This window comes from Youxingia wuxianensis, assembly GCF_014385085.1.
Classification (GTDB): domain Bacteria; phylum Bacillota; class Clostridia; order Oscillospirales; family Ruminococcaceae; genus Youxingia; species Youxingia wuxianensis.
Genome location: NZ_JACRTD010000001.1, coordinates 232,269 through 247,047, shown reverse-complemented (window position 1 = coordinate 247,047; position 14,779 = coordinate 232,269). Strand labels below are relative to the sequence as shown.

Below are 14,779 nucleotides of genomic sequence, written 5' to 3'. Positions count from 1 at the left end.
CAATTTCCTTTTCCTTTCATTCTCCCTAACATGACGGCAGTTAATGATCTCTAGTTAAGATCATATCCGCTACCCATAAAAGAAAGCCATTCTCCTCAAACTCCTTCACACTCTCTTTTGCCTGTTCTATCTGCTGCCGGGCGCTCTGCTTCGCACCCTCTAATCCCAGCAGGGTTACATAAGTGGTCTTTTTGTTTTCCCGGTCACTTCCAATTGGTTTTCCCAGCTTTTCCTCTTCTCCCATCACATCCAGGATATCATCGGTAATCTGAAATGCCAATCCGCATTTTCTCGCGTATATCTGAGAAGCTTCCAAAAATTCCGGCTCCGGCGCGCCGGCTATGCACCCGAGCAGGGCCGCGCATCTTAAAAGCGCCCCTGTTTTCAAGGCATACAAGGTATTCAAAGCGTCCATATCAATTTTTTGACCTTCACTTTCCAAATCGATTACCTGACCGCCGATCATACCAAATATCCCCGACGCCTGCGCCAAAATTCCCGCAGCGTCATTTTTTTGCTGGCTGGTAAGCACCCGGGAACTGAAAATCGTCTCAAACGCTAAGGTTAAAAGCCCATCCCCTGCGAGAAGGGCCGTACTTTCTCCAAATTTTTTATGGCAAGAGGGTTTTCCTCTGCGGTAATCATCATTGTCCATGCAAGGAAGATCGTCGTGAATTAACGAATAGGCATGAACCATCTCCACCGCGCATGCCAAATCCAGGGCCGCCGGAACAGGCGCGCCGCAAAGCCGGCCAAATTCCAGCACCATCGCCGCACGCAGCCGTTTTCCTCCTCCCAGCAGACTGTAACGAATGGCATCCAGAACCTGGCGCTGCCTGCAGGCGCCCCAAGTGGTTTTTTCCTCCAAGGCTTTTTCCGTCAGCCTCGCATATTCTTCTAATTTCGTCTGATAGCTGTCATTCCTCATTTTGTACTCCCACCGAAAGTTTTTCCACTTTCAGTTTGGCATCCGCCAATTTTTTCTCCGAAAATTCAATTAATTTTACCGCTTCCGTATATAAGGTGATCGATTGATCCACGGTTAATTCGCTGTCGTTCATTTGAGCTGTAATCTCTTCTAGCCGCTGAATAGCGGTTTCTAACGTCTGCTGTTTCATATCGTCTGCTCCTCGTTCTTTCTGCACTCTAGGACCTGTGAGATAATTTGTCCATCTTTTACCTGCGTTATCATTAAGTCCCTTGGTTTTATCTGGGAGATAGAGGTTACCGTTTTATTTTCTATGCTGGCTACCGAGTAGCCCCGTTCCAGCAAGCGCACAGGGCTTACGCTTTCCGTCATACGTGTCAGGTAACGCAGCGTCGTCTGAGTATGCTCCAGCTTTCGTTCCATCTGCTCCCGGATATTCTGGGACAGATATTCCACTTGCCGGGAATATTCCTGCACTCGGCGCATAGGACTAGTAAGGCGGGACTGGGCTTTCACCAAATCCAGGCGCTGCTGCCATCTGTCCACTACGCTTAAAAGGCCAGAGGCGCATTTGCGGTGCAGCTCGTCCAAATAATAGCGCACGTCTGAAAGATTGGGGGCCACTAATTCCGCCGCCGCAGAAGGAGTAGGCGCTCTTACATCCGCCGCCAGATCGGCAATAGTAACATCCGTTTCGTGTCCCACGGCAGAAATCACCGGGATTTCACTGGCGGCGATGGCCCGGGCCAGATTTTCATCATTAAAGGCCCATAAATCTTCCAGCGAACCGCCGCCCCGGCCAAGGATAATAACATCGCAGAGTTTTTGCTTATTAAAACAGTAAAGACCGTCAATCAATGTTTGCGCCGCTTTGGCGCCCTGCACCAAAGCAGGATACAAGAGCACTTTTGCCGCCGGATATCTGCGGCTTAAAATATTTAGTATATCCTGAAGGGCCGCCGCCCCTTCGGAAGTAATAATGCCAATGGTCTCCGGATAATGCGGCAATGGGCGTTTGCGCTCCTGGGAAAAGAGCCCTTCCTTGGAAAGCTTTTCTTTGAGCTGTTCCAATGCCAATTGAAGCGAGCCCAGCCCTTCCGGCTGCATATCGGTAACGTAAAACTGATAGGAACCATCCCGTTCGTAAAGAGATACCGAACCGGTGACAATCACCGACATACCATTTTCTGGCGTAAACTTTATATATTCTGCATAACCGCGGAACATTACCGCCTTAATGGCGGCAAAATCATCTTTTAAGGTAAAATACATATGCCCGGATTTATAGTGGCGCACAAAATTGGATATTTCTGCTTTTACCATCAACCCGGAAAGAATTTGATCCCCTTCCAACAGGGATTTCGCATATCGGTTGAGCTGGCTGACAGTTACAATACCCAAACCTTTCATTCTTCTGTCCCGCCCTTTCTCTGCACCGAAGCCAACACCGCGACACCGGCGGCGTTATCCGAAGAAAACTGCGGCTGGGCAAAATAGCCTCCATATTTTTCCGTGATCTTTTGACGGATCATGCTGTTTGACATAACCCCGCCGGAATAAACAATCGGCAGATCCCCCAGCTCTTCTTTTATATTTTTTGTCATCCTCTCCACTACTGCCAAAAGATACTGGATACAGTAAGCGGCAATCTCTTCTTTCGCTTCTCCCTGGGCCAGCAATTTTTGACACTGGTTCTCCAAGCCGGAAAGACAGCAGTCCTTCCCTTTAAAGGTAGGATGAATTTTATAAATTTTTTCACTTTTTAAGGCAAGCGTTTCCAGCTCTTTTCCCGCTGGAAAAGGCAGACCCAGCAATTTTCCCGTCCGGTCCACCACTTGGCCGGCTTTTAAATCCATCGACTTGGCAAGAAGCTGTACAGAAAATACGCCCTCTTTATTTGGCGTAACCAGCAGGCACTCCGTGGTACCGCCGGAAAGATGAAACGCCACAAAGGTTTCGTTTATCAGGTCCAGCCGCTGCGCGCTGTACAAAGCCGCCATAATGTGTCCCGCCTGATGGGAGAAAAAATAAACCGGTATTTCTTTGGCCGCAGCCACACTGCGGGCAACCAGTTCTCCTACCAAAAAGCAGGGCATATAGGAACCTTGCACATCCCTGGGGCGAATGGAAACTCCCACCCCGTCCAATTGGGAACCCTGCCTTTCCAGCAATTCGCACAGCAGATCCCCCAGCTGTTTAACATGGGAAAACACAGCGTCGCTTTGGCGAAGGCCAAGGGAGCTTTCTTTGACTTGCAGCAGCTGCTTTTGCTGGAATACGCAATGGGTCCGGGTATCATAAATCGCTGTGGAAGTAGTATAATTACTGGTATCAATGCCAAGAAAACGAGCCATCTTTTATTCTTCCTCGGAAAAAATTTTTTTATCCTCCGTCTGTTCCATCTCAGGTAAGTTTTCTTCCTGTAGCGGCGCTTTCGCCCGCACATAAGCGCCTAGGACTCCATTGACAAAGGAAAAGTCGTCTTCATTTCCGTACTTTTTAGCCAGTTCCACCGCTTCATTGATCGAGGCGCCTACCGGAACCGTATCCACATGGTCAATTTCCCAAAGACTCATACGCAGAATGGACAACGCCACGCGGGACATACGATTGAGCTTCCATTTTTTTGAATAAGTACTGATTGTTTCGTCCAGCCAAGGCATATGATCAGACACCCCAGACGCCAGCTGCCTGGCGTAAGGATCCACCTCCAAATTGCGGCCGATCTGCGCTTCTTCAATGATTTCATCAATGGTTTCATCCTTGAACGACCTCTCAAACACAAGGATAAACGCCTGTTCCCTGGCTTCACTTCTTTTCATATGTTTCATTTTCCCACACCTTAACTCGTATTAAAACAATACCCTCCCGAATACGGGGAGGGTATGAATTAATTATTCTTCCTGCACCACAGTTTCCGGTTCATCAAAAACAATCCCCGCAATATCAACATTTACTCTGGAAACCGCAATACCGGTCATATTCTGAACCGCTTCTTTTACCGCAATCTGAATTTTCTGGGCAACGCAGGGGATATTGATCCCAGATTTGATATTCACATGAATATCGATAACCGCAATATCGTCAGAAAGTTCAATTACAATGGGTTTGGCAGTTTGTTTTTTCAGCAGCCATCCCTTAATATTGGTGGCAAACGACGCTAAAGACGCTACCCCTTCAATCTCCAGCGTAGCAAATTTTGCGATAGTTGCAATAACATCCCGTGAAATTTTCAGGTTGCCGATTGGCTGGGAGCTTTCTACATTCTGCATAGCCTATTCTCCTTTATTATCACTAGTGGGCATAAACGCCCTTTCTTCCCGCTTATAAATCCAAACAAACAAAATAATACACTGTATATTATAACATAATTTTCCGAATATACAACCTTATATACACACGAATTAATATAAACTTAACAGAAAAAAGCCTGCCCTTCGGCAGGCTTTTTCATTTTAAAATTTAATTGATCTCTACGATAGAAATGTTTTCTACCGGAATACTTGTTTCTTTAATGATAATATCTTTCATCTGCGCAACCTGGTCGGTACCCAGCCCTTCTCCTTCAGTTTTTACTACCACATCTACATTTTCTGTATCGTAGTATACCATACATTCGTCAAAGCCTTTGGCTTTAATAAGATTTTCAATTTTCCCTTCGGTTTCTATGGATTTTGCCAGTTCTACCGCTTTCAAAGACATCTCCGCTTTAATATCCGGATCCACATCCGCTTCTTGCATCATCTGAGCTAAGGTTTCTACCGCCTCGTCGCGGGAACGTTCCCGGGTTAATTTTGCTTCTGCAAAATAGGCTTCCCCATCGGAAGCGTCAATCGTATTGCCTTGCGCGTCTACCAACTGGGCGTCTCCATAACTTTTTTCTTCTCCCAAAGCGTTAGTGGCGGTCAGATCCCCATCCGCCTGCGCAAACTGATAATTTACATATACGGCAATACCGAGACCGACAATCAGCGACGCTAAAATAATTTGTTTTTTACCGATAATCATATTCATACAGGTTTCCTCCTCAAATTGTATAATAGCTGGCTTAATATTAACTTATTTTTGTAACGCATACTTTGCCGTAGGAAATTCCCAGGGCGGTAGTGATCGCTTGGGTAACCCTTTCCTGTACGACGGCGCTTCCCGCCCCCTCGCATACCACCACAACCCCTTGGATCGCTGGAGGTTTTTCCGTTTTTAACAGAGCCTCTTTTTTTCCACTCCCTGCATCTACTACTATGTATTTTTGCTGGATATTATTCTGCTGGGATTGTTTTTTTACTTCTTCCCCTTCAAAATTATTCGTCTCATTGATATTCATTGTCTCTTCCACCGCGTAAATATATTCTACGCCGCTTTCTAATGTGACCATAACCTCACATTTTCCTACGCCCTCAATTTTCCCTATGATTCCTGTCAGTTTGTCTTCCATCTGGGAAGCGTATTCTTCTGAGGTGACCGACACGCCTACATCGGGATTTTTCTTTGTCGTGGCAAATCCAGACGGCAGCAGCACAGAAAGCATAATCAAAATAATCCCGCCTATCCCGAGGCAAAGAATAATATTCGTCCGCCTGGTTTTAAACAAGGCAAGTAATGATCGTTTGCTTTCTGTGAGTCTTTTTTTCGCATCCATGTGGTCACTCCTTTACATATCCGATCAGCACGTTCACTCCCAGCGTATCCATTAATTTTTGCCGGATCTGGTCATGCTGCGGGAAGTATTTTTCATTAAGTTCAATTTCACACTCACTAATAGATATGCCATTTTGTCCTTGAGTATTAATGTTTATGTAAATTTTGTTATAATCTATTCCCATTTCTTCCAGAATTTGCGCTGCCGCTTTGCGAATACTTTCCGTAGCGGTTTGATGATAATCTTCTTCTACTGCAAAGTGAAGTCTTTGCGTCCTTTCCTGAATTTCCATCTGAATCTGATAATCGTCTTGGATGTCCAAGGTAATCGGTCCTAACATCACCGGCGCCGCCAGACAAGAAAGAAAAAATACGCTGCAGGTAATAGTAAACATTCTTTGCATGGAAGATTTGGGTAAAATCAACTGGGTAATCCCACAAGCAATCGCCGCGGCGCATACCCCAAAGGCCCATTGCCGGATACTATCCATAATCACACCCCTGTCCCGGTCATTAATACAATAGAAGTGGCAATAATCACCAGCATGGCAAAACTTAAGATGACCGCCATTAAAATTCCCAGAGTTGTTCCGGCGCTTTTTAAAATGTCCCCTACCTGCCGTATGCCCAGCATATCGCTGACCGCGCCGGTGATATTAACGGTAAAATACCATATTACCGTTTGTAAAAATACCGGTAAAAACGTCATCAGGGCCACAATAATTCCAAAGGCGCCCACAGTTGTACGAAGCAGCCTTAAATATCCCTGAGTGGCCGCAAAAGCGTCAGAAAGCGCGCCTCCTACCACCGGAACAAAGCTTCCAATCAAGAACTTAGCGGCTTTTGCCGCTACCGTATCGCTTCCGGAAGCTACCATGGTCTGCAAAGACATCAATCCCACAAACAATGTAAGCAGAAGCCCCAGGGTCCAGCTTACAATGGACTTGATCGCTTTGGCTACGGCAGTCACCTGAATGCCGCTGGATAGGCTCCCAGCAATACAAAAGGCAAGATAAATCCCCATAAGGGGCACTAGAGTATTGCCTACTATCTGTGACACAACCTGACAGGCGGCAAAAAGAAAAGCCGTGTAAGTGGTTGCGGTTACCGGCTGTCCGCTTACGGTAACCACAGAAGAAAAAACCGGAATAAACGTCAGGATAAAATTGGAGCAGTCATGGATGGAGCGTACAGTATAGGTAATACAATCCACGATAGGAGCCGTAATTGATCCGGCCACACACACCACTGCCACCGCAGAGAATACCGAAGATATCGTTCCTTCCCATAAGGCGGTTTTCAGGCTGTCCAGCAGAGCGCACAGCAGTATGGTTCCCAATACCGAACAAAACACTGTCAAAGGCAGTTTGATCCTTTGCATCGCCATTTGCCATACCTGCTTGAAAAATTCTCCGGGGGAAAGGCTTAAAAGCTGCTGATAATCGATATCGGTAATTCCCGCCCCGTTCATTAGCTCCTGGGCATCGTTTGGCAGGTTGTCCAATAGCTCCCTCGCGCCGGAAGCCGCCAACTGATTTTCAAAGAGATCGCTTTCTGGATCATATTCCACTGCTTCGTACACCGCAGGCAGCGGCTCCTGCGGCATATCCGGCGGCTCTATTTCCTGGGCATATACCGGTGCTGCCAGCAAGCAGAGCAGGAACAAATTTCCCAAAATCAAAAAAACTCGTTTCACCATATCACCTGTTATCTACTTCCTTTGGCTCAGCCAATCAGGCTGCCCGCAATATCCAATATTCGTTCAAACAAAGGTAAACTCACCATCAGCACCGCAATCTTCCCCGCCGTTTCCACCTTGGAAGCAATGGCGCTTTCCCCCAAATCCCTGCATCCGTCGCAGGCGATCTGAGTAAGAAAACAGATCCCAAGACATTTAAACAAGATACTTACATATTCCGCCTGGGTTCCGGTTGCATTGAGCATCTGCTGTATTTTTTCAAACAGCGGCACCGCACAGACAATAATCATGGAAATAATAATGATCCCCGTGATTAAGGAAAGCATCAGGGAATATTCCGGATTTGTTTTTTTGAAAATGATGGAAAAGGCTACCGCAATTACGGCGAGCCCGGTCACTGTAAGCATATCCATTTCAATAAAGCCCAAAAACGGATTTTACCGTTTCAAACAACGTGTTTATCTGGGAGATGACCAGCATAAGAGCTACAATTAATCCCGCTAAGGTGGTCATCATCGCCTGATCATCCCTTCCCGAACGAATTAAAACTTGATTAAGCACCGCCACAATAATCCCAATACCGGCTATTTTAAAGATCAGATCTACTTCCATTTAAAACGTCCTCCTCATATGAATATAATGATAAAAAACGCTCCCGCCAAAATACCAAGCGTCCGGTATAGTTTTGAGTGGGTGGTACATTTTTCCCTGGCTTCATTCAGCCGAAGCTGTAATAAGGATTTTGTATGTTCTATCCTGGTCAGCTGTCCGCCTACGTCATATTGTCCCAGTGTGTCCGCCAGCCCAGCCAGCACCCCTTTATCCTCCTCTTCCAGCTGATCCCTGTTTTCTTCCACAGCCTTACGCCAGGCAGTAGGAAACGGCAGTCCGCTAATACAAAATTCCTGACAGGACTGTAAAAAAAACAGCTGGGAGAAAGAACCTCTTTTTACTAGGTCTCCTACAATTTCATCCAGGGGAGCCAGACTGTAAGAGAGTTGATCTGCTATGGTACAAAGAGCGGCGATCACCGTTTCCAGCTTATGCACTTTTTCCGAAAGTTCCTGGGCCATCGAAATTCCTATTCCTGTGGTACAGGCGGCAATTAATATCATACCTGTAATTTTCATCATTCCCGTCATAGCTCTCTCACCTGTTTTATCTCCTGAATACAGCAGGGAGACTGCGCCCCCTGCAGCTGCACAACATACTCAAACGCTCCGCTTGCCAACAGAGGTTTTGTCTGAGGCCGCAACAGAAGCTCTTCTATACTTCCCGCATGAACCGAGGTCACTACCGCCACTCCGCAGTTGGCGGCGGCGGCAACCGCTTCAATTTCGCTTTGGTTAGCGATCTCGTCACAGATAATAATCTGCGGTGAAAGATACCGCACCGCGATTTGAAGTCCCCGGTCTTTAGGATAGCCGGAAAGAAGGTCGCTGGTAATTCCCAGGTCGTTTTGAATAACCCCGGCGCAAGCTCCGCCAATCTCCGAGCTTTCATCTACAACGCACACTTTAAAATAATTTCCATTGGCCCCTCCGGCCAACTGACGGGAAAGATCTCTTAAAATAGTGGTTTTTCCACTGGAGGGGGCTCCTGCCAAAAGCACCCCTGCAGGTTTGTCCGAAAAACATCCGGCTACTAGGCCGTCCGCCGCTCCACGGATCTCCCGGGCAATACGCAGATTAATCGAGGTGATATCCCTTACAGTGGAAAGTCTGTCGTTTTCCACTACCGCTGTAGCGCATATTCCCGCCCGATGTCCGCCTTTGATGGAGATGTATCCACTGGTCAGTTCCTTTTGGTGGCTATGTACTGCAAACCCGCACAGTCCGATAAAACAATCCTGCATATCCCGTCTGTCAATCATAACGCTGCCGCTTGTGGGATGGCCGCTCACGCCTCCCCTCTCTTCCACAAAAAGAGACCTTGTCCCGCATACCACCGACAGAGGTCCGCCGATACGCAGACGAACTTCGCTGATCTTCTCCTGCGTATCCAAAGGAATACGGGAAAGAATATATGTTATCCGGTCGCTAAGCGCGCCCGCCGCCTGCAAAAATCGATTGTCTTTTATCATTTTCTCACGTCCTAAAGTAAACTTTTCTATAGCCTATTTTATGAAGGCCCGTCCCCTTTTAGAACAGAAAAAAGCGCTCGGAATTTTTCATTCCGAGCGCTCTTTATTTTTTCTGATTTTTAATAATACATAAATAACTGGCATTTAATCATACCGTTATACAGTTTTCTGCGTTTATTGGCCGTCTTTCCATAAAGTTTTTCAAATTCTTCATGGGGGCTGATAATATAACAGTTGAGATTGTCGCAGGTCCCTATATTTTCTCCCATCATCCGGTAAATTTCTTCCGCCTGCCGTATCTCCAACAAGCGTTCCCCGTAAGGAGGATTGGTAAGGACAATGGCTCTTTCTTGGGAATCCCTAGGGGCAAAGTGCGCCACATCCTTTTCATCTACCCGAATACGGGAAGCTACCCCCGCTTTAGCGGCGTTTTCGATGGTAAGTTTTACCGACTGGGGATCGATGTCGCTGGCATATCCTCTAAAAGGCGCGTCTTTGCGCACCATGCTTACCGCCTCCCTGCGTACCCGTTCAAAAGTTCCGTCAGAAAATACTTTCCATTGCTGAGCAGCAAACCTCCGGCGAATCCCCGGCGCGATATTCAGCGCCTTGAGCGCCGCTTCGATTACCAGCGTACCAGAGCCGCACAAAGGATCATATACAATGCTGTCACTGTGCACCCGGGCCAGGTCCGCCATGCCGGCGGCCAGAGTTTCCTTGATGGGCGCTTCATTGGAGTTAGCCCGATATCCTCGTTTGTGCAGGGGCGCTCCGGACGTATCCAGCATCAAAACCGCCTGGTCCTTATGAATAGAAAATTGAATCTGGTATACGCACCCCGTTTCTGCAAAAAAGGTTTGTCCGTAAACTTTCTCAAAGCGGCGCACTACCGCCCTTTTAATAATCCGCTGGCAGTCGGGAACGCTGTGCAGCTGCGAGTTCAGCGACCATCCCTTTACTGGGAAGGCGTCTTCCCTCCCGATATATTCTTCCCAAGGCAGCTGGGCTGTTTGATCAAACAGTTCCGTAAAGCTCCGGGCGGGAAAACTCCCCAGCACAAGGCATACCCTCTCTGCGGTGCGAAGCCAAATGTTCGCTTTTGCCACCATTTCCAGCGGCCCGTCAAAGGTCACTTTTCCATCGGTGACAACAACATTTTCTCCTCCCAGTTTTTTTACTTCAAAAGATAACACACTCTCCAGCCCGAACAGGCAGGGACAAGCGATTGTAACTATTTTCTCCATGAAATATGACATCCTCTCCAAGGATAGCCGTCCTCGTATATTTTAAGAAATCTATTGTTATTATAGCACATTTCAAATATAATAAAAACAGAGGATTTCAAGCGGAAGGACGGCGAGAAAATGATTTATAAGGAATTTGGACATACCGGTGAAAAAACTTCCCTCATTGGATGTGGAGGAATGCGGTTTCGCAAAGAAGAATATGAAAACGATCTGGATAAATGCGCGGATGTAGTACTGCATGCGTACCGTCGTGGAATTAATTATTTTGACAGCGCTCCCCTTTACTGCGGGGATCATAGCCTGGATATTTTCAAACGGGCAATTTCTCAGATGGACCGAAGCAAAATTTATATTACTTCTAAAGCGTCCCCGGAGAATACAGGAGAAAAAACGCAGGACGATATGCTGCGTTCTATTGAAAATAGCATCAAACGCCTGGGGGTAGATTACATCGATTTTTTCCACCTGTGGTGCGTTTTGGATTTTGATATGTTTGTCCGGTATGAAAAAATGGGAATGCTCAAGGCTATGATGAAAGCCAAAGAGAGGGGCCTGATTAAACATATCAATATCTCTACCCACGCCAGCGGAAAGGATATTGAAAAGATGCTGGAAACTGGTTATTTTGAAGGGGTCCTGCTCAATTATAACGCCACTAACTTTATCTACCGGCAAGAGGGCTTGGCGGCGGCTAAGCGGCTAGGGATCGGCGTAATCACTATGAATCCCCTGGGGGGAGGGCTGATCCCGCGCAACCCGGAATTTTTCTCATTTTTAAAAGAAGCTGCTGACGACACGGTGGCGAAGGCCGCCATCCGCTTTAATGCTTCCCATCCGGAAATAAATGTGGTGCTCGCGGGAGTCAGCTGCAAAGAAGAAGTGGATCAGGCAGTAAACGCCATCGAAAATCTTCGGCCGGTAACGGCGGATCAGTTGGATAACATTAAAAAGCATCTGACTTCCCATTTTAACAGTATGTGCACCCTGTGCGATTACTGTAAAGGCTGTCCGGCAGGGATCCCCGTTTCTAAGTTCATGGATACCTACAACCAATATATGATCAACGGAAATGATGTTTCGGCCATGGATAACCAACTGGTAAACCTTTGGGACATTCCCCATACGTTAGCGGGCTCCTGCTTAAAATGCGGCGCCTGTGAACGAAAGTGTACCCAGCATCTTCCGATTATCAAACGCCTACAAGAAATTTATGAAAAGATGGAAGCATACCATAATAAATAAAAGAAGCGCCCCGCATTATGGGGCGCTTCTTTTTCTATGAAAATATGAAAAAGGTATTAAAAAGACTTTGAAACTTCATTGAATTGACGCACCAGCCAGGCGCAGGCCTCGTAAAATATTCCTACATCCACAGAATAGGAAATATATTGTACCCCCGCTTCTACCCACATACGCATAGATTCATACGAATCCGTAAATGTTCCTACGACAATTCCTTTTTCCCTGGATTTTTTCACAATAGCCTCCATCTGGCCGATCACCGCCGGATGGGTCGTTTGTCCCGGCAGTCCCAGGCTTTGAGACAAGTCGTATGGCCCGATAAATACAATATCAATTCCAGGGACAGCCAATATCTCTTCTAAATTGTCAATTGCTTCCTGGCCTTCCAGCTGGATGATAATCATACTTTTATTGGCCGCGCCAAAGTATTCTTCCTTCGGTTGCGCGGAATAATGGGCCGCCCGTACAAACCGGCACACGCCTCGTTGCCCCTGGGGATAAAATTTGGCCAGTTGTACTGCCTGCATGGCCTGTTTGGCCGAGGAAATCTGGGGAATTTCTACTGCGGCAGCTCCGATATCCAGCGCTTTTCCGATGGCTTCTTCCGTGACTGCAGGCACCCGTACTACCGGCAAAATACCGGCGATCTGAGCAGCTCGGATATTGTTCTGCATTTCCTGAACGCTTATCGGTCCATGTTCCATATCTAAAATCGCAAAGTCCATCCCCGCATAGCCAGCGGCTTCCGCAAATGCAGGATCACAGGTTTTCATAAATGGGCCGAAAACCGCCTGTCCTTTTAAAAGCTTTTGTTTAAATGATATGATCAGCTGTTCATTCATGGGTGGTATCTCCTTTGTTTGAAAACAGGGCTATTCTTGTGTTTTCAGCCACTGGGCATACCCTTCTATTCCCTGTTCCAAGGAAACTTTAGGGGCATAGCCAAAGTCCTCCAGCGCACGGCTGTTGTCCATGCGTCCGATATCGTCATACCCTAACCCGCCAGGTCCTACAGAAATTTGCGCCTGCGGATAGAGCTTATTTACAATTTTAATTACATCCTGGTATGGGGTGAGCCGTCCTCCTCCTAAATTATAAATTTTATAATTGAGTTTCGGAGCTGCAATCGCCCCTATAAATCCATCTACTGTATCGTCAATATGAATAAAATCCAAATACTGATCCCGTCCGGATGGCCAATTGGCCTTTCCAGTCGCCTGTACTTCCCGTACCAACATAGCAATCGGACATTCATGCACCCGTCCCGGTCCATATACAAAACCGATTCGAAGGACAGCGCATTCCAGGCCGTAGTTTTTTACCACTTCTTCCGCCGCAATTTTTGCAGAGTCGTACGCGCACTCTGATTGAAGCGGCGCCGTCTCATAAATCGGATCAGAAATATTGTTTCCGTAAACCCCTGCCGCGCTGGAGAAAAGATATCGTTTAACTTTGGAAATACTCGCTGCTTCTATGGAGTTAATTACCCCTACCAGGTTAATCTGGAACATCTTATATGGATTATCCTGTGCCATTTTGGGGTGAGACAGCGCCGCGTTATGTATTACAGTATCCACCTGGTACCGCTGCATAATACGTACCATGGTGCTTAATTCTGATAATTCGCCCCGGCATGAAATAAAATTCGGGTGTTCTATTTTCACATCGCCCCTGGAATATCCGATTACCCGATACCCCGCTTCCAGCATCCGCCGGGTAAGCGCAGAGCCGATCAGCCCTGTACAGCCAATTAACATTACCGTACTCATATCCATTTCCTCCTGTGCAGGTAGTGTGAGAGGCGCTTTCTATGTATGAGAGCGCCTCTCCTCTATTCGTAATATTACGCCTTTTTAATCGTATCGGAAGGCTCTACTTCTCCGTTGAGAACCTTCTGGGTCGCTTCGTCCACCGCATCGATTACTTCCTGAGGAACATCGATATAATCGGTGGCCATTTTCAGGGTGGTACCTTCCGCAACACTGCGATAGATTACTCTGCCTTCAAATTTGCCTTCGGCATATTCTTTCATAGCTTCATATACCCACTGATCATACGGGGTAACGAAGGAACCGATTACCTGTCCAGGGATGTTGCCGTTCTGGTCTACATCGATACCGATGATATTGTGTCCTTCGCCCAGTTCTTTTGCGATTTCAAACACGCCCAGTCCGGATTGAGCGCAGGCCTGGAAGATAATATCGCAGCCCTCATTATAAAGCAGAGAAGCCATTTCCTTGCCTTTGGTAGGATCGGTAAAGGAGCCTACAAACAGAACTTCTACTTCACAATCCGGGTTGGAAGCTTTTACGCCATCAATAAAGCCGCCGCCTACGCGTCCTAACTGGTCATTGTCAACGCCGCCCAGGAAGGCTACTTTATTTGTTTTGGTCATAAGACCAGCGTATACGCCGGTAATATAAGTGCCGTATTGTTCAATATTCCAAGTGCTGATTACGTTATCGCCAGCGGCCTCACCTAAAGCAATCATAAATTTGGTATCTGGGTAATCAGGCGCAACACGCCCTACCGCTTCCTGCAGTTCCGGCATATTGGCAATGATCAGGCCGTATCCTTCCTCACACAAAGCGCGGAAGTTTTCCTCATATTCTCCGGCTTTTGCTTCTACTACTGTGGTTTTTTCAAATCCGAATTCTTCTACCGCCTTAGTAAATCCCGCGTAACAAAGATCAATCGTCGGATCTCCTAACGGCTGTACAGTGACAAACGCTGCGGACATATTCATGTCGCTTGCGGCCGCATCATCTGCGGGAGCCGCAGATTCATCCGCCGGAGCGTCGGAAGCCGGAGCGTCGGCACTGGATGGGGCCGGTGTTTCCCCGCCACAGGCCGCCAGGGTGCAAACCAATACTGCAGCCAGTAAGATTGATAAGAACTTTTTCATTTTCTTTCCTCCTGTAAGTTATATATTTTTTAATTTG

The 14,779-nt window shown here is 47.1% G+C and carries 19 protein-coding genes; 1 reads left to right on the top strand and 18 read right to left on the bottom strand.

Annotation, left to right across the window (positions count from 1 at the left end):
- Positions 1–40: 40 nt before the first annotated feature.
- The 15 genes from H8705_RS01220 to H8705_RS01150 form a co-directional block, all read right to left on the bottom strand.
- On the bottom strand, positions 41–928 hold the full coding sequence (locus H8705_RS01220; protein WP_262394058.1) for a polyprenyl synthetase family protein: 888 nt from the start codon (positions 926–928) through the stop codon (positions 41–43).
- On the bottom strand, positions 918–1,118 hold the full coding sequence (gene xseB, locus H8705_RS01215; RefSeq protein ID WP_262394057.1) for an exodeoxyribonuclease VII small subunit: 201 nt from the start codon (positions 1,116–1,118) through the stop codon (positions 918–920). Before xseB ends, H8705_RS01220 begins: the two co-directional genes overlap by 11 nt.
- On the bottom strand, positions 1,115–2,338 hold the full coding sequence (gene xseA / locus H8705_RS01210; RefSeq protein WP_262394056.1) for an exodeoxyribonuclease VII large subunit: 1,224 nt from the start codon (positions 2,336–2,338) through the stop codon (positions 1,115–1,117). Before xseA ends, xseB begins: the two co-directional genes overlap by 4 nt.
- Entirely contained in the window at positions 2,335–3,282 is a 948-nt protein-coding gene (locus tag H8705_RS01205; RefSeq protein ID WP_262394055.1) for a Kae1-like domain-containing protein, read from the bottom strand. The genes xseA and H8705_RS01205 overlap by 4 nt, the downstream gene beginning before the upstream one ends.
- Positions 3,283–3,285: 3 nt before the next feature.
- Positions 3,286–3,759 carry a transcription antitermination factor NusB gene (gene nusB / locus H8705_RS01200; RefSeq protein ID WP_262394054.1) on the bottom strand — a complete coding sequence of 158 codons (474 nt, stop codon included), beginning with the start codon at positions 3,757–3,759 and terminating at the stop codon, positions 3,286–3,288.
- Positions 3,760–3,822: 63 nt separating this feature from the next.
- On the bottom strand, positions 3,823–4,200 hold the full coding sequence (locus H8705_RS01195; protein WP_262394053.1) for an Asp23/Gls24 family envelope stress response protein: 378 nt from the start codon (positions 4,198–4,200) through the stop codon (positions 3,823–3,825).
- Positions 4,201–4,390: 190 nt separating this feature from the next.
- Positions 4,391–4,942 carry a SpoIIIAH-like family protein gene (locus tag H8705_RS01190; protein WP_262394052.1) on the bottom strand — a complete coding sequence of 184 codons (552 nt, stop codon included), beginning with the start codon at positions 4,940–4,942 and terminating at the stop codon, positions 4,391–4,393.
- Between the two features lie 40 nt (positions 4,943–4,982).
- A complete protein-coding gene (locus H8705_RS01185; protein ID WP_262394051.1) occupies positions 4,983–5,567 on the bottom strand; it encodes a hypothetical protein in 585 nt (194 codons plus the stop codon).
- A gap of 4 nt (positions 5,568–5,571) precedes the next feature.
- Positions 5,572–6,057, bottom strand: coding sequence for a hypothetical protein (locus H8705_RS01180; RefSeq protein WP_262394050.1), 486 nt, complete (start codon positions 6,055–6,057; stop codon positions 5,572–5,574).
- A gap of 2 nt (positions 6,058–6,059) precedes the next feature.
- On the bottom strand, positions 6,060–7,265 hold the full coding sequence (locus H8705_RS01175) for a stage III sporulation protein AE (protein ID WP_262394049.1): 1,206 nt from the start codon (positions 7,263–7,265) through the stop codon (positions 6,060–6,062).
- A 26-nt stretch (positions 7,266–7,291) separates the two neighbouring features.
- Positions 7,292–7,678: a SpoIIIAC/SpoIIIAD family protein gene (locus H8705_RS01170; protein WP_262394048.1), complete on the bottom strand. Its 387-nt coding sequence runs from the start codon at positions 7,676–7,678 to the stop codon at positions 7,292–7,294.
- Between the two features lies 1 nt (position 7,679).
- Positions 7,680–7,877: a stage III sporulation protein AC gene (gene spoIIIAC, locus H8705_RS01165; RefSeq protein ID WP_262394047.1), complete on the bottom strand. Its 198-nt coding sequence runs from the start codon at positions 7,875–7,877 to the stop codon at positions 7,680–7,682.
- Positions 7,878–7,891: 14 nt separating this feature from the next.
- Positions 7,892–8,407, bottom strand: a complete 516-nt coding sequence (locus tag H8705_RS01160) for a stage III sporulation protein AB (RefSeq protein ID WP_262394046.1) — start codon at positions 8,405–8,407, stop codon at positions 7,892–7,894.
- Positions 8,404–9,348 carry an ATPase, T2SS/T4P/T4SS family gene (locus H8705_RS01155; RefSeq protein ID WP_262394045.1) on the bottom strand — a complete coding sequence of 315 codons (945 nt, stop codon included), beginning with the start codon at positions 9,346–9,348 and terminating at the stop codon, positions 8,404–8,406. The genes H8705_RS01160 and H8705_RS01155 overlap by 4 nt, the downstream gene beginning before the upstream one ends.
- Positions 9,349–9,467: 119 nt before the next feature.
- Positions 9,468–10,592, bottom strand: a complete 1,125-nt coding sequence (locus H8705_RS01150; protein WP_262394044.1) for a THUMP domain-containing class I SAM-dependent RNA methyltransferase — start codon at positions 10,590–10,592, stop codon at positions 9,468–9,470.
- A 120-nt stretch (positions 10,593–10,712) separates the two neighbouring features.
- On the opposite strand from H8705_RS01150, the gene H8705_RS01145 reads away from it, so the two are divergent.
- A complete protein-coding gene (locus H8705_RS01145; protein ID WP_262394043.1) occupies positions 10,713–11,837 on the top strand; it encodes an aldo/keto reductase in 1,125 nt (374 codons plus the stop codon).
- A 56-nt stretch (positions 11,838–11,893) separates the two neighbouring features.
- Here H8705_RS01145 and H8705_RS01140 read toward each other — a convergent pair whose 3' ends face one another.
- The 3 genes from H8705_RS01140 to H8705_RS01130 all read right to left on the bottom strand — a co-directional run bounded on the left by H8705_RS01140 (position 11,894) and on the right by H8705_RS01130 (position 14,742).
- Positions 11,894–12,679 (bottom strand): HpcH/HpaI aldolase family protein, encoded by a 786-nt coding sequence (locus H8705_RS01140; RefSeq protein WP_262394042.1) that lies wholly within the window; start codon positions 12,677–12,679, stop codon positions 11,894–11,896.
- Positions 12,680–12,709: 30 nt separating this feature from the next.
- Complete coding sequence (locus H8705_RS01135; protein ID WP_262394041.1) at positions 12,710–13,606, bottom strand: NAD-dependent epimerase/dehydratase family protein; 897 nt, start codon at positions 13,604–13,606, stop codon at positions 12,710–12,712.
- A gap of 74 nt (positions 13,607–13,680) precedes the next feature.
- Positions 13,681–14,742, bottom strand: a complete 1,062-nt coding sequence (locus tag H8705_RS01130; protein ID WP_262394040.1) for a BMP family ABC transporter substrate-binding protein — start codon at positions 14,740–14,742, stop codon at positions 13,681–13,683.
- Positions 14,743–14,779: the final 37 nt, after the last annotated feature.